19 protein-coding genes and 1 tRNA gene are annotated in these 24,407 nt (G+C 40.6%); 15 read left to right on the top strand and 5 right to left on the bottom strand.

All coding sequences use genetic code 11. The features are described 5' to 3' along the window. The first annotated feature begins 2 nt into the window (after positions 1-2). From MuYL_RS21020 to MuYL_RS21010, 3 genes are all read left to right on the top strand, one after another. On the top strand, positions 3-848 hold the full coding sequence (locus tag MuYL_RS21020; protein WP_094572418.1) for a hypothetical protein: 846 nt from the start codon (positions 3-5) through the stop codon (positions 846-848). 145 nt (positions 849-993) lie between these two features. Further along, the gene (locus MuYL_RS21015; protein ID WP_094572417.1) at positions 994-3,492 is read left to right on the top strand and encodes a DUF2059 domain-containing protein; all 2,499 of its coding nucleotides are present in this window, start codon (positions 994-996) and stop codon (positions 3,490-3,492) included. Between the two features lie 125 nt (positions 3,493-3,617). Further along, positions 3,618-4,487, top strand: a complete 870-nt coding sequence (locus MuYL_RS21010) for a pirin family protein (RefSeq protein WP_094572416.1) — start codon at positions 3,618-3,620, stop codon at positions 4,485-4,487. Between the two features lie 66 nt (positions 4,488-4,553). Here MuYL_RS21010 and MuYL_RS21005 read toward each other — a convergent pair whose 3' ends face one another. The 3 genes from MuYL_RS21005 to MuYL_RS20995 all read right to left on the bottom strand — a co-directional run bounded on the left by MuYL_RS21005 (position 4,554) and on the right by MuYL_RS20995 (position 8,062). Continuing rightward, entirely contained in the window at positions 4,554-4,937 is a 384-nt protein-coding gene (locus tag MuYL_RS21005; protein ID WP_094572415.1) for a hypothetical protein, read from the bottom strand. Positions 4,938-5,043: 106 nt separating this feature from the next. After that, entirely contained in the window at positions 5,044-7,287 is a 2,244-nt protein-coding gene (locus MuYL_RS21000; RefSeq protein ID WP_094572414.1) for a CRTAC1 family protein, read from the bottom strand. Between the two features lie 247 nt (positions 7,288-7,534). Continuing rightward, entirely contained in the window at positions 7,535-8,062 is a 528-nt protein-coding gene (locus MuYL_RS20995) for a hypothetical protein (protein WP_094572413.1), read from the bottom strand. 247 nt (positions 8,063-8,309) lie between these two features. Between MuYL_RS20995 and MuYL_RS20990 the strand changes: the two genes are divergently transcribed. The 9 genes from MuYL_RS20990 (at position 8,310) to MuYL_RS20950 (ending at position 20,556) form a co-directional block, all read left to right on the top strand. Further along, positions 8,310-9,281 (top strand): YeiH family protein, encoded by a 972-nt coding sequence (locus tag MuYL_RS20990; protein ID WP_094572412.1) that lies wholly within the window; start codon positions 8,310-8,312, stop codon positions 9,279-9,281. Positions 9,282-9,385: 104 nt separating this feature from the next. Then, entirely contained in the window at positions 9,386-10,279 is an 894-nt protein-coding gene (locus tag MuYL_RS20985) for a glycoside hydrolase family 25 protein (RefSeq protein WP_245845665.1), read from the top strand. A 129-nt stretch (positions 10,280-10,408) separates the two neighbouring features. After that, positions 10,409-13,210, top strand: coding sequence for an outer membrane beta-barrel family protein (locus tag MuYL_RS20980; RefSeq protein WP_094572410.1), 2,802 nt, complete (start codon positions 10,409-10,411; stop codon positions 13,208-13,210). A gap of 2 nt (positions 13,211-13,212) precedes the next feature. After that, complete coding sequence (locus tag MuYL_RS20975; RefSeq protein ID WP_094572409.1) at positions 13,213-13,992, top strand: GLPGLI family protein; 780 nt, start codon at positions 13,213-13,215, stop codon at positions 13,990-13,992. A gap of 64 nt (positions 13,993-14,056) precedes the next feature. Further along, positions 14,057-14,278, top strand: a complete 222-nt coding sequence (locus MuYL_RS20970; RefSeq protein WP_094572408.1) for a YdeI/OmpD-associated family protein — start codon at positions 14,057-14,059, stop codon at positions 14,276-14,278. A gap of 84 nt (positions 14,279-14,362) precedes the next feature. Next, positions 14,363-14,944, top strand: a complete 582-nt coding sequence (locus MuYL_RS20965) for a Crp/Fnr family transcriptional regulator (protein WP_094573052.1) — start codon at positions 14,363-14,365, stop codon at positions 14,942-14,944. Positions 14,945-15,094: 150 nt separating this feature from the next. After that, positions 15,095-15,811 carry a pirin family protein gene (locus MuYL_RS20960; RefSeq protein WP_094572407.1) on the top strand — a complete coding sequence of 239 codons (717 nt, stop codon included), beginning with the start codon at positions 15,095-15,097 and terminating at the stop codon, positions 15,809-15,811. A 71-nt stretch (positions 15,812-15,882) separates the two neighbouring features. Further along, positions 15,883-16,185, top strand: coding sequence for a ComEC/Rec2 family competence protein (locus tag MuYL_RS20955; RefSeq protein WP_094572406.1), 303 nt, complete (start codon positions 15,883-15,885; stop codon positions 16,183-16,185). Positions 16,186-16,326: 141 nt separating this feature from the next. Beyond that, a complete protein-coding gene (locus tag MuYL_RS20950; protein ID WP_094572405.1) occupies positions 16,327-20,556 on the top strand; it encodes a hybrid sensor histidine kinase/response regulator in 4,230 nt (1,409 codons plus the stop codon). A 153-nt stretch (positions 20,557-20,709) separates the two neighbouring features. Here MuYL_RS20950 and MuYL_RS23355 read toward each other — a convergent pair whose 3' ends face one another. Beyond that, positions 20,710-20,883, bottom strand: a complete 174-nt coding sequence (locus MuYL_RS23355) for a hypothetical protein (protein ID WP_157741021.1) — start codon at positions 20,881-20,883, stop codon at positions 20,710-20,712. Positions 20,884-21,147: 264 nt separating this feature from the next. Further along, complete coding sequence (locus MuYL_RS20945) at positions 21,148-22,065, bottom strand: PfkB family carbohydrate kinase (RefSeq protein ID WP_094572404.1); 918 nt, start codon at positions 22,063-22,065, stop codon at positions 21,148-21,150. Between the two features lie 197 nt (positions 22,066-22,262). Here MuYL_RS20945 and MuYL_RS20940 point away from each other — a divergent pair. The 3 genes from MuYL_RS20940 (at position 22,263) to MuYL_RS20930 (ending at position 24,261) form a co-directional block, all read left to right on the top strand. Next, a tRNA-Asn gene (locus tag MuYL_RS20940) sits at positions 22,263-22,336 on the top strand. Between the two features lie 176 nt (positions 22,337-22,512). Next, a complete protein-coding gene (locus tag MuYL_RS20935) occupies positions 22,513-23,049 on the top strand; it encodes an RNA polymerase sigma-70 factor (RefSeq protein ID WP_157741019.1) in 537 nt (178 codons plus the stop codon). 114 nt (positions 23,050-23,163) lie between these two features. Next, a complete protein-coding gene (locus tag MuYL_RS20930) occupies positions 23,164-24,261 on the top strand; it encodes a FecR family protein (protein ID WP_094572402.1) in 1,098 nt (365 codons plus the stop codon). Positions 24,262-24,407: the final 146 nt, after the last annotated feature.

The raw sequence follows: 24,407 nt of genomic DNA, 5'->3' as shown, positions 1-24,407 counted from the left end.
GCATGAAAAGAACAACGCTATCTATCCTGCTGCTGACAGGGTTATTAATTACTGTAAGTGTGCAGGCACAAGACAAAAGTTCGGCATTCAGGAAGCAAAGGCCCGAAGAAACAGCATTTTTAAATAAACTGCATAACGCGCTTTTTTATGCTTTGCCACATACTTTCCGCGACTGGACAACAGGCAAGGAAGATACAACATTTGACGCCATGAAATATTGGTGCCGGGATCCTGTTAGCTGGCATGATTGCACCGGCGATATTTTGAAAACAGTTGGATTAGGAGACCCTTACGCATTAGACTGGCAGGTGGAATTCACCATGCCCGAAGCAGAAAGCGGGGGATTGATGGGTGCTGCTGTTAGTGGTATAAAAGACTATACCAATGCACAGCAGGTGGCAGCTGCGCTTAAATCAATTAATAGAACCAAGCTGAAAATTTTTATTGTAGCGAACCTTTATATCACAGGTACCCATAGTTCGATGGCTTTGTCGTATTGCGCTAAAACGCCGCCTGTTGCCCTATCCATACCGGTGCCGACAACCCTTGCTTTAAAGGGGATCCGTTCCGCCGGGTGTCCTATTATGGATGGTGGCAGTGTAAGCCTCCACGGCGATTATTATGATACCGCCCTTGTGTTTTTAGGGAAGCCGGTTGTAGCCAAAAGCACGGAAAATACTAATGATGGATTGACAGACACCCGCTACGAACTTGCTTTTAACCGAACAAAAATTGGCAGACTGGTAGTGCAAAATATCGCCGTGCAATTTAAAGGTGATTCGGCCGATATCGATGAAGCTATCAAAATGATTGACTGGCAAAAGTTGAGTGATTTGATTGAAAGATAATTGTTAGGGATGGTGTCGCAAAGCGGGCCGGGGCGAGCCTGGCCTGCCAGCGGCCCAAAATCAATGTCTTCAATAAATATTAAAAACATTTATCCTGATACATGGTGAGCATAGCAAGTAATTAAGCATGACAAATTGTACTAATATGAAAAAACAGTTATTGCCTGTACTAACTATTATAGCCATGTGGTTCGTTCTGCCTTTATATGCCCAGACGCCCACCAAGGCCCAGGCGGAGGAAATGGCCAGGAAGATGATGACCATGACGCCTGCCCGGATGATGAAGTTTCGCGATTCGCTGATGAAAGCAATAATGCAGCAACAAGCAAAGGCGTTACCCAACGGCGACCAGTTGTTAATACAGCATCATTACGACACTACTTATACTACGGTTAGTTTTTATTATTCAAAGAAGGTAGCAGAGGCACATAGCAATGGAGGTGGCCCATCAGGCTCATCGTTTTACATATGCGCCGGAAAATCATCTAAGGCGCCCATGATGTACGAGGCAAACGGGCGCACCATAGTGCAATGCAGTATGAACCCCGTAGGCGCCAATACGGATGAAATAGACGAAATGGCCAACGGGATCAATAAGAATAAGAAATACCTTAAAACCGCCCAGGCGATCAAGAACACCGATATTGCAAGGCAGATGTCATTTTCGTCAATGTCCGTCAATGATAATTCGCTTAGCGGTACAGCCAGCGAAAACAGCGGATATACTGGAAAAGGCGGAACTACAATTACAACCACAAACCCGTCTGTAACCAGGATGTCGTTTTCATTTATATACGACCCTGTTCAGGTATTATCCACAGTAGGGTTGGGGGCTTCGATAAAAATTCACACTTCCAGCCACGACGAGAAAGGCAACCACGCTGAAAATGACGATACTGAAAACATAGGCATGAGGGCTTCAACTGATCCGCATTTTGCAAAGATAGCGGGTGCCCCCACCCAAACGTCAGGGACCCTCGACAACGCCTACCTTAAGGTAACTAAAACGACTTATGGATTTAAAATTCAATATTCTAAAACTGAGTATATCCGTGAAAATAATGCCAATATAACGGAGAACCTTACAGCAGATATTGGAGGACCGGAACAACAGTATGAGGCAGTGTTAGAACCTATGCCCGCCAGCAAATACGAAACATGGCTGCCAAAAGGTCCCAAAGTTGATGGCAGCGATGACGCAAAGGGTGACGACAGCTCGAAATTCTATGTAACGGTACACGATAAAAATAACCCTGATAAACTTTATCCGGGCAATTTTACCGTACGTTATGAATTAAAGGACATAACCCATTACAAAGGCTTTAACAGCAATTACCCGGTTTATGCCGGTAACGAAACCGCAGATTTGAAAATATGTGACAGCACAAAATATTTTTCGGCAGGTACATTTGACCCTGGCCGATGTACAGATAGCGTAGCAACCTCGGTTATCAATAATGGGAGCCTGGCCATTGTTCAGATAACGAGTATGGACTACGGCGCCTGGGGTAAGCTTACCGCCAAAGTAACGCTTGATGACGGAACTGAGCTTACCGCCAGCCCATATTACGATAAAGGCGAAACATTTATTACCATACCATTTGACCGTGATGAAAACAAAATTGCAGATGCATGGGAAAAAAGTGAAAATATTTTACACAAAGGGTACGGACTCGACTGGGATGAAGACGTTAAACCGGATAACCATCATAATGGTGACAATATTTCGCTTATTGACGAATATCGAGGGTTTTTAACCGAAGATGATAGCTACAACCCGGTTTACAAGCGGTTCTCTCCTCAGGTAAAGGAATTGATAACCCTGGGGCTGGCGAATATGAATGCGGCAGACCAACAGTATAAAAGCGCTATAAAAATGGGGGCGCTGGGTTATAGCAGGGCGTCTGGTGTTAAAGTATATCACCTCAGCAATTCACGGTATGGCCAGCGTGAACCGGGTGAGCCATCAGGGGTAACTTATGGCAGATGGGTGAATTATAATACACCGCTCCACACTTACACCCGCGGAATAGTAATAATAACCAATAGTGTGGTAAGGCCCGCCGGAGATAAAACTGTTGCGTCCACAGTGCCCGTAAATGGCGCGTCCGCAGCCGATACACGGTCTGGCGGAATATATCCCGAAGATACCCAAAACGTTGTAATATGGACAGATAACGTAGTGAAGACTTCCTATAAACCTGATGAATATTTACCGGCCAACGGTAACACTAATGACCCGAACGTGATCCGGAAAAATGGGTATTTAAGAGCGGCGAACACCGAATTTAATGTCAATATTGACCCAATGCATGCGTCTGACCTGGTTAGCCAGTATTACACTCAAAACCTTTCGCGAATTATAACCTTTACGGTTGCCCATGAGCTTTGCCACACCACTCATGTGCATCATCACCATCTTGCTGCGGGTGACGATGGCGCGTACGACGGCGTGGCGGGCTGCCCTGTGCGATATTGGCTTAATAATTATAACCCGGTAAACTGCAGCACCTGGGTGGCTATGTATATAACGGGAAAATGGAACCCTGCAACGTTAACAACGCCCTGGGGTATTAACCAGCCAATGCAGCTTTGTACCTCAGGTGATAATTGTTTTAGTCAGCTGCAATTAAAAAAACATTAACCAGCATGTTAAAAGCGGGTTATGTCAGTTGTAGAATTAATCTGTAACCAGCAATTCTTAATGTACATTAAGCATTAACATTACTGCATTAGGTATCTTTGTATATAAATTATTAAGGAGACTAAATGCAAAAGTTAATTGAGAAAATATACAGCCGTCCGGCACGCCCGGGCATGGTTGGAGATGGTTTCAGGGTGTTTAACTATTTTCCTAATGCGGAACTTACACAAAAACGGGTAAGCCCTTTTTTAATGCTTGATTTTAATGCTGCATATGATTTTGGTCCTTCAGATCATATCCGCGGGGTTGATGTGCATCCGCACAAGGGGTTTGAAACAGTTACCATTGCTTACAAAGGAAGCGTTGCCCACCATGACAGCACGGGTAACAGCGGTGTAATTAACCCGGGCGATGTGCAATGGATGACAGCCGGCGCAGGCATTCTGCACAAAGAATATCATGAAGAGTCATTCTCCAAAAAAGGTGGTCCGTTTGAAATGGTGCAGCTTTGGGTAAACCTGCCTGCAAAAGATAAATTAACCGCACCGGCGTATCAGCCTATAACCGCCGACCAAATGGGAAAGGTTGTTTTGCCTGGTGATGGTGGTGTTGTGAATATAATAGCAGGAAACTTTAATGGTTTTCAAGGGCCGGCAACTACTTTTACCCCGGTTAACCTGTTTGATATCAGGTTAAACAAAGGAGGTAATTTAACTGCTGATATTCCGGTTAGCCATAACACTATATTGCTGGTAATTGAAGGCATGGTAACCGCTAATGGCGAACAGGCAGCGGAACACGATTTTATCCTGTTTAAAAACGAAGGCGAAGAAATAAATATAACCGCTGATGAAGACAGCATCATACTGTTATTAAGCGGTGAACCGATCAATGAGCCGATTGCTCAATATGGCCCGTTTGTAATGAATACCCAGCAAGAATTACAGGTAGCTTTCCAGGAGTTTCAATCAGGAAAATTCGGGGTTCTTGAATAAACGGTGATATCCTTCTAAACACAAAAAGCGGCGAGGAGCCGCTTTTTGTGTTTTATGCTGTTACTGTTAGTTTGCGGCAGAGCTCCAACCGTCACTCCAGCCACCATTCAGGCTTGAACTTTTTGATTCTTTTATTAATTTATCATATTTAACAGCTTGGGCAGGAGTTAAAACTTCTTTAATTTTTTTGATAGTTGCAACACGTAAGGGAGCAACGTCGGCCAGCATTTTATTGGTGTTGCCGTGTTCTTTAACCTTGATTTTGTCAAATTTCTCTACAGATTCCTTATAAATGGCGCTAACTTTTTCAGTTTGCTTGTCCGAAAGGTTCAGCTGCTTTTGCAATCCTTTGGCTTTTTCAACCGGGTCGGTAACTATCTTAGGGCCTTGTGCATTACTTGCAGTTGTTAATCCAATAAACAAGCAGCATATTAACAGAAGTTTTTTCATTCTTTATAAATTAAAGGTTATTGATATGATAAATATAGTGTTCTTTTAAACCAAATGGAAATCATAAAGATATTACATGGCTTGGTATCCTGGTACAAACAATAGCTTAGTTTACTTTGGTAACCATGGGCATACAAACGGGCGAATTGGGCGAACTTTTAAATACCAGCCGTTTTAAATGAACAATTTCGGCAATGTTATTACCTTCGGTAATGTGCAAAAACTGGTTGGGGGCAATATTTTTAAAATGTTGTATGGTATGGCTGCCCGCCCAGTTTATCTCAATCTCATCAATAAATTTTGCTTTTCCAATCCCTATTTCCTGCTGCAACGGTGATGATCCGAAACTGCCTCCTGAGTTAACGTCCTTATAAACGCTTCGTTTTACTCCATTTTCTGTAAAGGTTATCCTGATATGGCTGCCAATTGCGGCTTTATTGGCTTTTACTCCTTCCAGCCTTAAGCTTATCCAGTTATTATTGTTTTGGCCCGGGTTAACATATAATGAGCTGGTATATGAATCACCCTTAAATGCGCCCCCTATTTCCGCGTAAATATCCTGTATGCCGGTATTCCTGATATCGGCAAAGGCAACGCCATGTCCTTTTTGCAGGTTCCCCATGCGTGAAGAGACGGTAACGTCGGCAAACCTCTTTCCATCAATGTTCCTGAACATTTTATTGGGCACGAGTGATTTAAAATCAGGATTTCCGGTGCCGAAATACATATCCATATAGCCGTCATTATCAATATCACCAAAATTAGCGCCCATACTGAATACTACTTTATTAAGCCCGGTTTCTTTGGTTACATTGGTGAACGTGCCGTTGTGGTTGTTTTGGTATAAATAAACATTACCGGCATTGGCCACCGGTTTTCCAAGGGCTTCAGCAGCAGAAAAATAGCCAAGGCTTTTGCCCATATTGCCATAGTCGCATACGATAATGTCACTCCATCCATCATTATTATAGTCAAAAAACCAGGTTGTGAATGTGCTTGCTGTATTTGTGCTTAATCCTGCTCTTTGAGTAACATCCTCAAAATCAACCTCGCCGTTTTTTAGTCCCCTGTTTCTCAAAAGATACTTAGTTCCATCCATCGATGACAGGAATACATCGGGCCATCCGTCATGATCAAAATCGGCTGACGTTGCGCCTTTCACAAATGCCATCACATCGCAGTGCGCCTGGCCTGCTTTATCAGTAAAAGTACCGTCGTGGTTATTGATATACAGCATACATTTATGTGTCCCGCCGGCATCGTATGTGGTGGGGTTTTCCGCACCAATAAACACATCAACCCATCCGTCATTATTAAAATCGGCCCACACGGCGGCCTGGGTAGGGTGTAAAAAGAACAGCCCGCTGGGTATGGTAACATCTGTAAATGTACCATCGCCATTGTTGCGCAATAACGAGCTTGGCTGGTTACCAAAACCCTGTGCATTCCAGGCACCTCTTAAAACAAAAATATCTTTATAGCCGTCATTGTTGTAGTCGGTTTGTTGAATATTTAAACCGCCGTTTATCCCCTTTAGCCCGCTTTGTTCCGTAATATCAGTAAAAGTTCCATTCTTGTTATTCTGAAAGTAATGCAAAGGGTCGTCCAAATCCCATCCCGAGGTTACAATATCCAGATATCCATCATTGTTAAAATCATCAACAATAACACCGCCTGCTCTGCCATTAACATTCAGGCCCAGGCTGGCAGCCATGTCAGTGAACGGTTTAATTTTAAACGCGGTGTCGGCATCCAGGCCGGGAATCAAAAACTCCTTTGGCACATTTTTGGGGTAGCCGCCCAAAGTCATATAGGCAATGTTGAGCAGCCACATCGATTCAAGGTCGTCCGGGTGGCTTCTTAAAATGGTTTGATACGTTTCTATCGCCTTTGCTGAACCCGTTTTTATAACGTGGACGCCGCCATCCTTTATGGGAAAAATGCATGACGAGCCGTTATGATTGAGCATACAATTGGTGCGTTCGCCCAGTCTCATATATGCAATCCCAATATTGGGCATCAATCCGCCGATGCTCATAAAATCCATTTTATTTACCAGATCCTCGTAAAGTTCTACAGCCTGGTTTTCTTTCCCTACTTTAATGCTCAGTGAAGCTCTTACTGCCATCAGGTTAACATTGTTTTCGTTACCCGGCAACTTTAACATTGAGTCGGCACGTGCCATTTTTACTTCGGGGCTGAAAGGGTTTTCCATGGTGTAATTTCTGTTCCGCAACTCTTTAAGAATCCCCGGCATTTTTCCCCTGGACGAGGTTCGGCTATAAGCCGTAACTATGATGATCAAAAGCAATAAAATAACTGCTCCTGCAATTTTTCTTTTAGTTGTCATAAATAATTTATTGACGTAATAAACTCCTTGATTTTTTAAAATTGTTTTTAATAGCCAGAACGGCCATTTGTTTAATGCATAACCGGCACCCCTTAATCGATATCTTTAAACAGGGGCAGGTGATTAGCAATTGCGCAGGCCTCCCTCACTATATTTATCTGGAAAGAAGACCTACTGCCAGCTTTATTGTGCGCAGTATTTAACACCGCAAAGCGTGTTGTGCCTTAATTTTGATAATAATGAGGTGTTAGCAGTTAGACCTGGGTGGTTGCTCCGGGATGTCGAGACTATGACAAATTATTTGCAACACAGGTTGTATGATTTTAATTGCAGAATTTTTATAAGGCGAATTAAATTCAAACTTGGTGAATGCAAAACTCAAATTGTCAACTACTGTGCTTTTGCCATATGGAACATGTTCCTTTTTTGGGATTTTTACCCCATCGATATTTTCGGCGTGAATTACGTTTTGATTTGATAACAGCGTAGTATCGTAGTTGGGGACGCATTTTAGATAGATAGCGTTCCTTGTTACCCGCATTTCAACATAATTGTACGACTCATCTGCAAACCGGATACTTCCACTTACCTTTTCATAAGTGGCCCATTCGCTTACACCGGGCATACTTGCGGGGATCTTTATTTCGGTAAGGTCGTTAACATTATAAAGGCCATCTTTTATCTGGACATTAAAAAAGCTATCTGCTTTCAGGTTTAAATATTGATAAACCGCTAACTGTCCGCATAAATTTAGCAGGTAAATACTAAGGAACAATATGGATAGTGTTTTTTTCAGAAGGTTTTTGGTTTGCGTTTTTAAATATCGGGTTTATAAACTAACATTCAAAATTATTTTCCCTGAATCCTGATTGCCCAATTGTGTCATAAGCAAAACAGAAATGGAGTAACGAAATTACACATGGCAACTTAAGGTATAACTTTAAGTTATTTAGGATTGTATTTTGTAATATAAATCCGATTTGAAAAGCCTGGATATTTGCTTAACAAAATAAGATATAGTTATGCAGTCTTCACATCATTTCACTAACCACACTTCATTTATCAATATTAATGATAACACAAAAAAGATAATATTTATTGCTTGTACTGCCTTTTGTTTTACACCTTTTGCGAGCCCTGCGATTGCTTTAATAATGGGCCTGGCTATTGCACAACTTATCGGCCACCCTTACCTGCACTTAAACCATAGGGCTACGCATTTGTTGTTACAAGTTTCCGTAGTTGGCCTGGGTTTCGGCATGAATATGCACAGTGCGCTGCAAGCAGGTAAGGAGGGTGTTTTATTTACTATAGCATCCATAAGCGGGACTTTAGTTTTTGGTTATTTTATGGGCAAATTTCTTAATATTGAAAAGAAAACCTCTTTCCTGATCTCAGGCGGCACGGCGATTTGCGGGGGGAGCGCCATAGCTGCTATATCTCCCGTTATTAAGGCAGAAGAAAAACAGATCTCGGTAGCCCTGGGCTGCGTGTTTGTATTGAATGCTATCGCCCTGTTTTTATTTCCGGTAATCGGACATCACCTCAATTTATCGCAAACACAGTTTGGCTTATGGTGTGCCATCGCCATACATGACACAAGTTCGGTCGTAGGTGCGGCAAGTAAATATGGCCCGCATGCACTTGAAGTTGCAACAACGGTAAAACTGGCCCGCGCGCTATGGATTATTCCGGTAACTTTTATGTCGGCCTTCCTGTTTAAAAATCAATCAAAAACGGTTAGCGTACCATATTTCATCGGCCTGTTTGTTATGGCGATGATAGCCAATACCTATATTCCGGCCATTTCAATTGTGAGCCCTTATTTGCTCATTATTTCCAAAGCGGGTTTAACGCTGACATTGTTTTTAATTGGAGCAGGGCTTTCAAGAAAAGTGTTATCGGCGGTAGGCTTCAAACCATTTTTACAGGGAACTATACTGTGGATAGCCATATCGGTATCGGCTTTGTATGCGGTTATGCATTTGGCATAGTAAGAATTACGTAACCGAATTGCTTAATCATATAAAAAGTTAAATAAATATAAGCCTTTTTATTATCCTTAAACTCATTCTCCCTTTTTCGTATTTTTGCAATTGTGAGTACGCCGGTTAAAAAAACTACCCCTTCAAAAAAAACGCCTGTAAGCAAAGTTATCCCTGCAAAAAAAAGAACCCCGGCCAACAAGAAAAAACAGAACAGCTTTTCGGTAAAGTGGAAAATAGCTTTGGCCGGATTTTTACTGGTGTTGCTTTCGCCATTTTACTATGGCTATGTAATAAAATGCTTTACCTCAACCTGGCGCTGGATCAGGGATATGGGCAGCGATCCGCATTACCGCACTTTTAAAAGCTTTAACATCCGAATTCCTGATAAATATGCTATCCATGGTATTGATGTTTCATCGTACCAGGGCAGGATTGACTGGCATAAGGTGAAGAACATGACGGAAGATGAGGTACACATTAGCTTTGCGTTTATAAAAGCTACCGAAGGTGTGGTTATTGTTGATCCGTATTTTCAGCGTAACTGGCGCGAAGGCCCTAAAGCAGGGATAATTTGCGGTGCCTACCATTACTTCAGGCCAAAAGCAAGCGGCAAATGGCAAGCGGTGTTTTTTTTGCAAAACGTAAAAACAGAAAAGGGCGATTTGCCTATGGCCGTTGATGTTGAAGAATTAAATGGCGTTGCCCCTGAAAAAATGCGCGCGGAACTGAATGCATTTTTAAAATATGTAGAGGCTAAAACTAAAATTAAACCAATAATATACTCGGGACTAAAGTTTTACCAGGATAACCTGGAAGGTTATTTTGACGACTATAATTTATGGATAGCCCATTACTATCAGCCGCAATTAAATGCGGGCAGCACAACAAAATGGAGCTTTTGGCAGCACAGTGACAAGGCAAAAGTAAGCGGAATTAATCATGTAACAGATTTTAACGCCTTTAATGGTGATAGCGTGGCATTCACTAAACTGCTTGTTAAATAAATTAAATACCTGTAATTAAGCTAATTGCAATTTAATTGCATTGGCAATGCAATAAGAATTGTTAATTAATGTTAATGTTTTTGATTACTAAATTTTTAGTTATACTTTAGTTTTCAATAAACCTAACATATGAAATTCACAATTTTACTTTTTGTTTCCAGCTTACTGTTAACCTTTTCCTCGTCGGCGCAAAACCTTTATTCGGTAAAAGGCTCGGTAATTGACACTGCTTCGAACGCTAAGCTGGCAAACACCTCCATAAGCGTATTAAATGCTAAAGATTCTACCCTGGTTAGTTTTACAAGGGCAAATGCATCGGGTGCCTTTACACTTCCCAATTTAAAAAAGGGTAAACTCATACTGCTGGTAACCTATCCCGGTTATGCTGATTATGTGGAACGTTTTACCCTTGATTCTGCAAAAAGCACGCGTGATTTCGGGCGTGTAAGTATGATCCTGAAGGCTAAGCTTTTGGCTGATGTTATTGTAAAAAGCAGCCGTGCTGCTATGAAGATGAAAGGCGACACCACGGAGTTTGATGCCAAGGCGTTTAAGATACAACCTAATGCCAAGGTTGAAGACCTGTTAAAGCAGTTCCCGGGGATCCAGGTAGATAAGGACGGCAAAATTACAGCCCAGGGCCAAACGGTTACTAAAGTGCTGGTTGATGGTGAGGAGTTTTTTGGGGATGACCCTACCCTGGTTACCAAGAATTTGCGTGCCGACATGGTTGACAAGGTGCAGCTTTACGATAAAACCAGTGATCAGGCAACTTTTACAGGCATTGACGACGGTAAAAAATCAAAAACCCTCAACATACAGCTCAAGGCCGATAAGAAAAATGGCTATTTCGGTAAGTTAGATGGTGGTATTGGCACCAATGGCTTCTATTCGGGGCAGGCATTGTTCAATAAATTCAAGGCTAAAGAAAAATTTTCGGCCTATGCCATAGTTTCTAACACGGGTAAAACCGGGTTAGGTTGGCAGGACAGCCAAAAGTACGGCGGGAGTAGTTTAGAGGTTAGTGACGATGGCGGCTTGATGTTTACCGGCGGCGGTGACGGCGATGGATTTGATGATGGCTGGAATGGCCAGTATAATCAACGGGGACTCCCTGTAGCGCGCACGGGCGGGCTGCATTACGATAACAAATTTAATAAGGACAAGGAGTCAATTAACGCCAATTATAAAATCGGGTCCTTAGAGGTTACCGGGACAAGCAACACATTATCGCAAAATAACTTACCAACCGGAACCATAAATACAGACGCAAATCAGAAATATGATAACTATATCTTTCGCCAAAAGCTGGACGCTACCTACCAGGTAAAACTTGATACCTCATCAAACTTAAAAGTAATGACTGACGGCACGCTAAAAAACAGCAAAACAAATACGAATAATGTTACGAAAAATACCCGGGCAGACGGGTCGGCGCTGAACGATAATACCAGTAATACCATCAATAACAGTAATTCGCAAATATTTAACGCAAGCGCATTCTATACCAAAAAGTTTAAAAAGAAAGGGCGCACGCTTTCGGCGCTTGTAAGTGATTCATATAAACAAAGCGAAACCAAGGGCTTTTTGAAATCAGATGCTCACTTTTTTGATGAAAAAGGCAAGCTTGATAGCACACAACAAATAGATCAGTATAAAACCTATAAAACAAAAAGCAATATATTAACCAGTAACATTACTTATACCGAGCCGCTGTCAAAAGCATCATCATTTATTTTTAATTACAGCGTAGGTATAGATAACGGCACATCAGACCGGCGGTCATTTAATGCTTCGGCACCTAATGTTTACAACGTATTGGTTGATTCATTGAGCAACAACTTTAAGCTTAACCAATTGTCAAACCAGGTAGGTGCATTTTATAATTATCAAAAAAAGAAAATCACCGTAAACTTTGGTACCAAAGTAACTGCGGTTAACTTTAACCAGGTTGATGAAGCCACCAACTATGAGTTTAAGAGAAACTTTGTAAACTGGAATCCCCAGGTTAGGGTTCAATACCGGCCTTCGCAACAAAAGTACTTTAGCGTTAGCTATCGCGGCAGCCCTACGCAGCCCACGATTGACCAGATCCAGCCGGTGGCAGTAAATAATGATCCATTGCTGGTTATTATTGGCAACCAGCAGTTAAAACCGGCTTTTGAAAACAGCTTTAACATTAACTATAACTCCTATAAGGTTTTAAGCGGCATGTCTTTCTTTGTATATGGTAATTATTCCTACACATCAAACCCGATAGTAAGCAACCAGACAACCAATTCGGCAGGTAAGAGTATTATACAATATGTAAACCTGGCTACAAAAAATCCGTCAAATTTTTATCTGGACGCCAGCGTGAGCAGGAAAGTAGGGCATACAGATCTTAACATTGGGCTTAACGGGAACATTTCGGGCAACAATTCGTATAATTTATCAAACTCCGAACTCAACTTTACAAAATCAAACACCTATTCCGGGGGTATACAGGCGTACGAATACATCCAAAAGAAATTTGACTTTAACGTTTTTTTCGGGCCTAATTATACCTTTAGCGGTTCATCGCTGCAGCCTAATACAAACAACAACGGCCGGGGGTTTAATGCACGTGGCTCATTCACGGTATACCTTCCCGGCAAGTTTCAAATTGCTTCAGATGCTGATTATCAATACCGGGCAAAAACAGAGACCTTTAATACCGACTTCCGCCGCACGCTCGTAAATGCGTCACTAAGCAAAACATTTTTAAAAGAAGATAATTTGAAATTTACCCTTGCCGCCAATGATCTCCTTGATCAAAACAAAGGATTCGACAGGACTGTAAATGCAAACTTTATCCAACAAAACACCTATACCACTATAAGAAGATATTTTATGTTTTCTGTAACCTGGGACTTTAATAGCATGGGCGGTACAGCAGCAAAAAAACAATAACTATGAAAACCAAAATCATCACAATTATAGGCATGCTGTTACTGAGTGGCAGCATGCTATTTGCCCAAAATGAGCACTTTACAACGCACGGCACCATTGAATTTGAAAAGAGTGTAAACATGTTTGCAACCATCAAAAAATGGATCACGCCTGAAAATGAGTCGTTTTTAGCCCCCCTGCTGGAATCATACAAAAAAACACAGCCCCAGTTTAAGAAGAGTAAAAGCATATTGAATTTTACTGATAACAAAACATTGGCTACCCCTGTTGAGTCAAACGACGCCGATCCTAATTCTTTTTTTAATGACGAAGCGGTTTCCGGTCAGCCAAATACCACTTATACCGACCTGGATGATAAAACCAGTATTACGCAAAAAAAGGTTTATGAAGATCTTTATTTAGTTAAAGATACCCTTCGTAAGATAACCTGGAAAATCACGGATGAAACGCGTGAAATTGCAGGTTTTACCTGCAGGCGCGCTAATGCACTGGTAATGGATTCTGTGTATGTAGTTGCTTTCTATGCCGAAAAAATACCCGTTTCTGGTGGTCCCGAATCATTTACCGGCTTACCCGGGATGATCCTTGGGCTGGCATTGCCGCATGATAATGTAACCTGGTTTGCCACTAAAGTAACAGATATGACCATAGAGCCCAAAGCCATGACCATACCAAAAAAAGGCAAGCCGGTGAATAGAATGGCCCTTTATAATACGCTTAAACAGTTGATGAAAAATTGGGGACAGGGAGCAAAAGATGAAATGAAGGCGTTGATATTATAGTGACAGAAACATTTTTATAGATTTAGCATGGCGCTGCTTATATTTAGCCGTTATTTAAAAGAATATGCTAAAAAAAGGCGAACATATTGAAGGTACACCAGCGGAATTAGAGCTGTTGTTAGTGGCGGATAAAAAGGCAAAAGTTTTTTTTGAAGCACTTTCAAAATCGTACAAACAAGGCTATTGTGATTGGGTGGGTTCAGCCAAGCAGGAAGATACCCGCAAGGTTAGGGCTGCAAAGGCATTGATAATGCTGCAAAATGAGCAGAAAACGCTAAAGACTTAACGAGGATAGGCTATTGGGTATTGAAATAATATTCCAATGTTAAACGCTTGTTTTGAATCTTTAACTTACCAAAAAAACCGCCCGATGTTCGATCTGCTGCTTAAAAATATTGACAAGTATATTCATCTGGATGATACAGAAAAAGAAAAATTCATTTCGCTGCTTCGCCCAAAAAATATCAAACGCAAACAATTTATACTTAATGAAGGCGAAATTTGTAAAAACTCGGTTTTTGTAACTAATGGCTGTTTGCGCGGTTTTACAGTAGATAAAAACGGTGTAGAGCACGTGTTAAGCTTTGCTCCCGCTGATTGGTGGATGGCTGATATGTATAGCCTGATCTCGCAAAAGCCCGGAATTCTTAATATAGAAGCGCTTGAAGATACCGAAGCCATCGTTCTGTCAAAAATAAACCAGGAAAAGCTATACCACGAAGTACCCAAGTTTGAACGTTTTTTTCGCATCCTTACAGAAAATTCATTAGTGGCTAATCAGCAGCGGATAGTTGATAACATGAGCCTAACCGCAGAGGAACGTTACAGTATTTTTTGCAAGCGTTATCCCACCCTTATTGATCATCTGCCTCAAAAACAAATAGCATCATATATAGGTGTAACGCCGGAGTTTTTTAGCAGGATGAGAAGCGCGTTGCTAAGGAAGCCATAGCCGGTATTTCAGGCTTAATGCAAGCCTGTTTTTAATAAGTACAAATTTAAATATACTGCGTACCTTATCGCATTTCTTAACCTACATCATCTTTCGTTAATAGCAACCGCCTTACCTTTGTTGTGTAAAAAATAACAGAAGGAAATAACAATGGCACATACCGTATTACATAAAGCCGAAACCCGTGGACATGCAAATCATGGCTGGCTTAACAGTTATCATTCATTTAGCTTTTCAGGATACTATAACCCTGAGCGAATGAACTTTGGCGCTTTGCGGGTATTGAATGATGATACAGTTGACGGAGGGATGGGCTTCGGCAAACATCCGCACGACAACATGGAGATTATCTCCATTCCGCTTGAAGGAGACCTGGAACATAAAGACAGCATGAACAATGTTGCTGTTATAAAAAATGGCGACATACAGGCGATGAGTGCCGGCACGGGTATTTATCACAGCGAATACAATAAGGACGGAGAGCAGCGTGTAAAGTTTTTACAAATATGGGTTTATCCCAATAAAAAAAATGTTGAGCCCCGGTATGACCAGATCACTTTGAATTTGGAAGACAGGCATAATAAATTACAGCAAATCCTGTCCCCGGATGCTAATGATGCCGGTGTTTGGATCCACCAGAATGCCTGGTTTCATTTAGGTAAGTTTGACAAAGGTATCAGTAGTGAATACACCATAAAAGGGGAAGGTAATGGCGTGTATGTATTTGTTTTAAATGGTGGCCTAAAGATAAATGACCAGCTGTTAAATACCCGCGATGGCTTCGGGATTTGGAATACAGATAAATTCAATATCACGGCCGAAACTGACACTGAGTTTTTGTTGATGGAAGTACCAATGGAATTTTAAGGTTAGACTAAGAAGGCGACAGGCCAGAAACCTTCGCCTTCTTAATTCTGATCCCCGCCCCCAAAAAAAATATGAAGACACAAATTTTGACAATAGGAAGGCATCCTGAAATCCTGCAAACCGTAGTGCGGTTAATAAACAACAATCCTGAATGGAATGCGACAGGAGTGTGCACAGATGATGAAGCCGTACTGGCATTTAGTACGCAGGAATTTAACCTGGTTTTGCTTGGAGGTGGGATAGAAGAAGAAAGTGAACAAAGGTTGTGCGATGCTTTTAAAGCATTAAAGCCTCAAATACTCATAGTACAGCATTACGGTGGAGGAAGCGGTTTATTAACTGCGGAGCTTTACCAGGCGATGGGTAAACGTTAATATTAGGAAGTCGACAGTTTACAGACTGTTCCCAACTTTTTTTCAATATTCCCCATTTTAAGCGAACTTTAAATTAAAGTTATCGTACACATGGTTTGTATAAACCAATAAATACGAATCAATCTTCTGATTCATCTGTGTATGCCATCAGTTAATGCGAATGCCAAGCGATACAAACCGGTGAAGGTGACAGGCTTTTTGCTGGCTTTTGTTTTCTTAATAATGCCCCGTATTGGTTACGCACAAAATGAGAGCCTGAAGTTTGAGCACATGGGTTCGCGCGAGGGGCTTTCGCAAATCAATGTAAATTGCATCAGGCAAGACAGCCGCGGCTTTATGTGGATAGGAACCAGGAATGGACTTAACCGTTACGATGGCTATAAATTCATTACTTTCCGCAACAACTCAAGAGACACAAACTCGATAAGTAACAACATGATCACCGACCTTGTTGAGGACCATAACGGTAATATATGGTTGGCGACACAAGGGGGGCTTAACATGTACGATCGACTTAGCGGTCGCTTTAAAAGATATTTACACAATGATCAGGACTCCAAAAGTTTGTCTAACAACCTGGTTAATCGATTAGCAATTGACAAAAATGGCATTCTATGGGTGGCGACGCAAAACGGCGGGCTTGATCGTTATAATATAAAGCAAGGTGGTTTCCAGCATCACATGCACATTGACAATGATTCGACAAGCATAAGCGATAATAACGCCCGTACCATATATATTGACTCGCAGGATAATTTGTGGGTGGGGACAGCAGTAGGCGGATTAAATCTTTACAACAGGAAGAACAATACCTTTTCAAAGTTATTGGGAATTAATCCGTTAAATGGTATTGCCGCAAAAAATATTACCTGCATTTTTGAGGATAAACAAAAGCATTTATGGATAGGAACCCAGGAAGATGGTCTTTATGTATACGATAGGGAAAAGAATGCTTTTAAACATTACCTGCACAGCGATGCCTCGCCGGGGACCATTTCAAGTAATGCCATTTACAGCCTTAATAATGATGAAAACGGAAACCTTTGGATAGGGACTGAAAACGGCGGATTGTGTATTTTAAACAGGGAAACAGGAAAAATTAATACGTACCTCCATGATGAGATTGATAACAACAGTATTATAGGGAACTCCATTTATGGTATTTGCAAAGATGCATCGGGAAATATGTGGGTAGGTGCTTTTGCTGGCGGTATTAATTTATTTAAAAAATCCACATCAAATTTTAAGTTGTACAGGCATAACTCATCGCCTCATAGCTTATCAAATAATTATGTGCTTGACATTTCTGAAGACAGGAATAAGAATATCTGGATAGGAACGGATGGAGGTGGACTCAACCAATTTAACCCTATAACAGGCACATTCAAAAATTACAAGAAGCCTGCGGCTGGAAAAAATGGAATAACCGGCAATTATGTTTTAGTATCAAGGCAGCATAAAGATGGCAAAATATGGATAGGTACCTGGGGTGATGGCGCTAGTGTTTTTGATTCTAAAATCGGCACTTTTAAAAACTTTAAAAAAGATCCCGCCAGGCCACAGGGAATAGGAGGTAATAATGTTTATTACATGCTGCATACCCGGGATGGGAATACCTGGTTAAGCCTGTTTAATGATGGTTTGGATTTTTATGATCATGCTACCGGCATTTTCAAACACTATAAATACAATATTAATAATAAAAACGGACCGAGCAGCGACAGGATTTACTCGTTATTTGAAGATAAAGCAGGGAATTTATGGATAGGGACTTCAGATGCCGGATTGGAACTTTTAGACCGCAAGAATGACACATTCACTCACTTTAAACATGACGAGACAAGAAATAGCATCAGCAATAACGGCGTAACTGAAATTTTTGAAGATAGCAAAAATAGATTGTGGTTGGGGACTTTATCAGGACTTGATCTTTTTAATCCCAAAAGCGGGAGGTTTACAATTTTTACTAAAAAGGATGGCCTACCAAGCGATATTATATATGCAATAAGAGAAGATACAGATGGGATATTGTGGATAAGTACAAATGGAGGCATAACAAGGTTCAATACCGCCGAAAAATCTTTTACCAATTATAACACTGAAGATGGTATTCAGGATGATGAATTTAAACCCCACTCGGCGTTAAAAGCTGACGATGGTAAGCTGTATTTCGGCGGGGTTAACGGATTTAATGTATTTTTTCCTCAAAATATTAAAAAGTCAGCAGGCTTTGCCCCATTGGTTATTACCGGTTTCCAGGTATTTAATAAGCCCGTAACTGTGGCGCAAAACAGCAAGGATCCGTCTCCTCTAAAGCAAAATATTACAGATACACGCAGTTTAGAACTATCATACAAACAGTCTGTATTTTCATTTGAGTTTGCTTCATTAGATTATTCTTCAACAGACAGGAAACAATATGCTTATAAACTTGAGGGTTTTGATGATGACTGGAATTTTGTAGGCAGTAAAAATACGGCATCATACACTAATTTACCCGCCGGCACCTACCATGTAAAATTAAAATATAAAAATAGTGATGGTGTATGGTCGCAGATAACTTCGCCGTTAGAGATAACTATTGTGCCGCCATTTTGGCTGACCTGGTGGTTTGAAATATTGGGTTCAGTTTTAATCATTGCGGCAATTTATGGCTTGTTCAAATACCGGGTAAGATTAATTAAGAAACAAAAAGGTGTTTTGGAACAGCAGGTTAAGGATCGCACTGAAAGCCTGGCACAGTTAACTATCTCGGAACGCAAATCGCGGGAGGCTGCCGAGAAAGCAAAAGAAGAGGCGGAAGCTGCGAAGGAAGAAGCTGAAAATGCCAATAAAGCGAAAAGTGTTTTTTTGGCAACCATGAGCCACGAAATAAGAACACCAATGAACGGGGTTATTGGGATGGCGACTTTGCTGTCAAATACGCAACTCACGGCTGAGCAACAAGATTATACAGAAACCATAAAAAGTAGCGGTGATGCACTGTTAAAGGTTATTAATGATATTTTGGATTTTACCAAGATAGAGACCGGCCACATGGAGCTGGAGGAGCATGATTTTGATTTACGTGAATGTGTGGAGAGCGTGCTGGATATTTTTTCGGGCAAGGTGGCAGCGTTAAATCTCGACCTGGTTTACCAAATAGCACCCAATATACCAGCCCGTATTATTAGCGATTCATTACGGCTGGGGCAGGTGTTAATTAATTTGGTAGGTAATGCGGTGAAATTTACCACGCGCGGCGAAATATTTATTGACGTAAAAGCCTTGAAAAGCAATGAGAAAGAACTTGTATTGGAATTTACTATCCGTGATACCGGAATAGGTATCCCCAAAGATAAATTAAGCAGATTGTTTAAAGCTTTCTCACAAATTGATTCAAGCACTACACGGAAGTACGGGGGCACCGGCCTTGGGCTTGTTATAAGTGAGAAATTAGTTAAGCTGATGGGCGGCGCTATTAATGTAACGAGTAAAACAGGCTTAGGAACCGTATTTAGTTTTACCATCAACGCACGTCCGGGGAACAGAACCGAGCGTACTTATGTGAACCTGAATTTGGAGGATCTAAAAAGTAAAACCATTTTAATTGTAGATGACAACGCTACCAATCGAAGCATTTTAGAAATCCAGCTCAAACAATGGCAGTTTACCCCCTTAGTTGCTGAATCGGGAGGCGAGGCTTTAAATATTTTAAACTCAGGAAAAACGTTTGATCTTGTTATTTCCGATATGAATATGCCGGGTATGAATGGCGTTGAACTGGCTAAGAAGATTAGAAGTGTTAAACCCGCTATGCGTTTAATTTTGTTAAGTTCAATTGGTAACGAACAAATTAGAAACGATGCCGGTTTATTTAATGTAATACTTACTAAACCTGTAAAACACCATGCGCTTTACAAGCATATTATTGAACAATTAAAGGACATTACAACAGCACCCCATGAAATGCAGCCGGTTAGTAGCCAGCTATCAAAAGAAATGGCTGAACGACATCCGATGGATATTTTAATTGCTGAAGATAATTTTGTAAACCAAAAAGTAATCTTACATATTCTTCAAAAAATGGGATACAATCCGGACGTGGCGAAAAACGGGCACGAGGTACTTGATGCGGTTTCAAAACACAACTATGATCTGATACTGATGGACATCCAAATGCCGGAAATGGACGGACTTGAGGCTACCGGGTTTATACGCCAGCATCTTATTGATCAGCCTGTTATTATTGCTATGACAGCAAATGCAATGACAGAGGATCGCGAAGCGTGTTTGAAAGCGGGCATGAATGACTACTTAAGCAAACCCATGAAACTGGGTGAAATTATAACCATGATAGAAAAGTGGAGCGGTAAAAAAAGAAAAGCCTAACTTTCTGGTTTAATCCCAGCCTTTAACGTAGCAGATACAAGCCTAATAATTGTTACGCATATACCGGAAAAACATCCCATTCTCTTCCGTATTGCGGTCTGAATGATCACAAATAAACTAAAAAAGCAATACTTTACCAGACTTAAGAAATGATCAAAAGCAGCCTGGTTCATGGTTAATACCGAAAGGTGTTTTGTTTACCCTCCCGTGTGAATGGTCAAAAGCTTTGTGTTGCAGGTATGTTTTTTGTGACGAATTTTGATTAACACGCACTTCTGAAATGATCTCAGCTTTAGCTGGCTGATCAGTTTTTACAACTTTTTTCATAATAACCTCCTTTTACTAAGATTTGGCATTAATTGGTTACACTAAGTTAACCAATTAAGTTGTTCATTTCAAAGGGTTTATTGTAAAATTTTTCCCGGCAGTATTAACCCTGTTTAAACGAAGTTTTTTGACTTATTGTGCCATCATAATACCGGATTCTCATATCACTGCCCCGGCACATTCGGTACAAAAAAAATAGGCCCACGTTAATGTTAGGCCTATTTAAATTCTATAAAAGATTACGAAGGGTTAAAGATGCTTTTATTAAGCGATTTCAAACTTAGATAAACTCACAAATTCCTGTACTCTTGCGGCAATTTCTTCCTGCGAAAGATTTACGATCTTTTCCGTACCGAATTTTTCAACACAAAAAGATGCCAGCGCTGAACCGAAAATGATCGCATTTTTCATGTTATTGAAATTTACAGTGCCAATTTTCGCCATATAACCAATAAAGCCCCCTGCGAAAGTATCTCCCGCGCCGGTTGGATCAAATACCTCGGCTAGCGGCAAAGCAGGCGCAGCAAATATTTTACCCTCACCAAACAACAATGCACCATGCTCTCCTTTTTTAATGATCAGGTATTTAGGCCCCATAGTCAGGATTTTATTGGCTGCTTTCACCAACGAGTATTCGCCCGAAAGCTGGCGCGCCTCAGCATCATTAATAGTTAATAAATCAACCATTTTAATGGTAGCCAGCAAATCATCTAACGCTATATCCATCCAAAAGTTCATGGTATCCATCACAATCATTTTCGGGCGATTTTTTAGCCTGTTAATTACAGTCTGCTGCACCTGTGGCGTAAGGTTACCCAACATAAGATATTCGCAATCCTGGTAATTTTCCGGTATAATAGGATCAAAGTCGGCCAAAACGTTGAGTTCAGTAATTAATGTATCGCGTGTATTCATATCGTTATGATATTTGCCGCTCCAGAAAAATGATTTCTCCCCGGCTTTTATCTGCAGGCCTTCAGTATCAATATGATGATTGTTAAAATCCTTTATAAAGCTTTGCGGAAAATCATCACCCACTACGGCAACAATTTTTGTTTTATTATAGAAGTATGAAGCGGCTAAACTTGCAAAGGTGGCGGCGCCGCCAACAATTTTATCTGTTTTGCCAAAAGGGGTTTCAATAGCATCAAATGCAACGGTACCAATTACCAGTAAACTCATGAATTATGTGATTAAATTTTTGCAAATATTATGATTTTACGCCACAATTGCCTCAATTTAATAATCGAGTGAAAATTTAAATGGCTTTAAGTCAGCCACTAAATTATTAATTGAAATAAAATTTGATTTTTTTTCAAAGAGTTGTTGCGTAATTACACCGGAAATGATACTTTTGCACACTCCAAAACGGAAAAGATTCCTGAGTAGCTCAGCTGGTTAGAGCATCTGACTGTTAATCAGAGGGTCGCTGGTTCGAGCCCAGCCTCAGGAGCACAAGCCCCGCACGTCTGCGGGGCTTTTTTTTGCCAAAAATGTTTTAAAAGGAGTTGTGCAGTTTTGCCTGCTGTACATATTTTGATTTGTAATATTTTCTTTACGTTAAGTGTGTTATATTGCAGCATATTTCACCGGAAGCTCCCTGATAATTGTTAAGAAATACACCGAACTGTGATTACCCATGAACTTATTCATCAAATTCAGTTTAATGACGATGAATCTGCGTTCAATGAGCTATATAAACAATATGTAGTCAAATTGTACCAGTTTACGTATTCATTGTTAGACGACAGGGAGGTGGGAGAGGAAATTGTGAACGATGTTTTCCTGAAGGTTTGGATAGGGCGTAAAAAGCTTGATTCGATAAGGAATTTACACGTTTACTTATATGTTGCCGTAAAAAATGCATGCTTAAATCACCTGCGAAGCATTTCATCGAAAAAGGTTAGGGAAATAAAAGTAACGGAAGCATATTATTTCCATTTGTCCGTTGATCCTGCCCAGCTCCTTATTGGTAAGGAGTTAAAAAAAAAGGTTGTAGATGCTGTTAACGAATTGCCGCCAAGGTGCAGGTTGATCTTTAAGATGGTAAAAGACGATGACCTGTCATGCAATGAAGTGGCAACCATACTTGGCCTTTCAAATAAAACAGTATTTGCCCAACTTACCATCGCCCTTAAAAAGCTTGACCACGCGTTGCGTACTTAATAGTTGTACTAAAATATATACCATAGAGGGCGTACTTAAATATTTTCTTTTTTTTAAATTCCGATTAAGAAAATCTTAGCTGAGCTGTGTCCTTACAGCAGAACATTAATTATTATGGGAAAATCCAGGTTTATTGAGCTCATGGCAAAGCGTGTTGGCAAAACAGCTACTGAAAAAGAGCTGAAGGAGCTAGAAATATTTCTTGACCGGTTTCCTGAATATAAAAAAATGCAAAAGGTTACTGATGCCTTAACAACAGATTTAAAACAGCAGGACCCCGCAGTAAAACAAAAAGACTTTAGCGAAGGGATTGAAGAGCTTTGGTATAAGATTAAAAATTCAGGTGAAGGGCAGGTAGTCTTCGAAAAAAGAAATGTAAGATCATTAATTTATTGGAGGGTGGCGGCAGCTATATTATTGATGCTTACTATAAGCGGCATATTTTTTTATACTAACAGGCAACTTGCTGATAATCAATTGACAAAAGTGATTATTCGCCATGTTTATGTGCCATACGGAAAAACTGCCGGAATAATATTGCCTGATGGTACAAAGGTAAAGCTTAATTCGGGCAGTACGTTTTCTTATCCCGAGACATTCTCAAAAACAACACGGGAGGTAGATCTGGAAGGCGAAGGTTTTTTTGAAGTGACCAAAAATGCTAAAAAGCCGTTTCTTGTGCATACAAATACCCTTACTGTAAAAGTACTCGGTACTGTATTTAATGTTAAGGCCTATCGTAATGACAAAAATATTGAAACAACGTTGCTAACCGGAAGAGTGCAGGTTGAATTGAAAGACAAGCCTGAGAAAAGTATAATATTACTACCTAATGAAAAACTTATTGTTGACAATAATATATCCGGAATACTTAATGCCTCTGCCGCCAATGCCAGGGAAGCTAAAATAGAATACCAGGTAACGGCTTTGCCCCGGGTTAGCGCGAAAGGTATTAAAGAAACAGCCTGGCTTTATAACAGGATAGTATTTACGAACCAAAGTTTTGAAGAGGTAGCTAAGCAAATAGAACGAAAATATAATGTGCAAATAACATTTGAAGAGCAGTCACTAAAAAACGAACAAATAAGTGGGGTATTGGAAAACGAATCATTGGAGCAGGCACTGGAAATTATTAAAATGACAACGCCGTTTAAATTCCGGATAGATGGACGGGCCATTTACTTAGCGCATATTGGAAACGCAATCAATTAATTTATTCACTCAAGCTTATATTATTATGAAAGAAACTTACTTATCAGATTCCTAAAGTGCTATATAAACAAGGGAAGAGGTGGTACTCTTCCCCCTTAAAAATCGGGACAAAATAACAGGAGTAAAAGTTTTCAGACAGCTTACTC

This window comes from Mucilaginibacter xinganensis (assembly GCF_002257585.1).
In the GTDB taxonomy this organism is placed as follows: domain Bacteria; phylum Bacteroidota; class Bacteroidia; order Sphingobacteriales; family Sphingobacteriaceae; genus Mucilaginibacter; species Mucilaginibacter xinganensis.
Note: the sequence above shows the minus strand (reverse complement) of the source record. Positions and strands in the feature narration are given on the sequence as shown.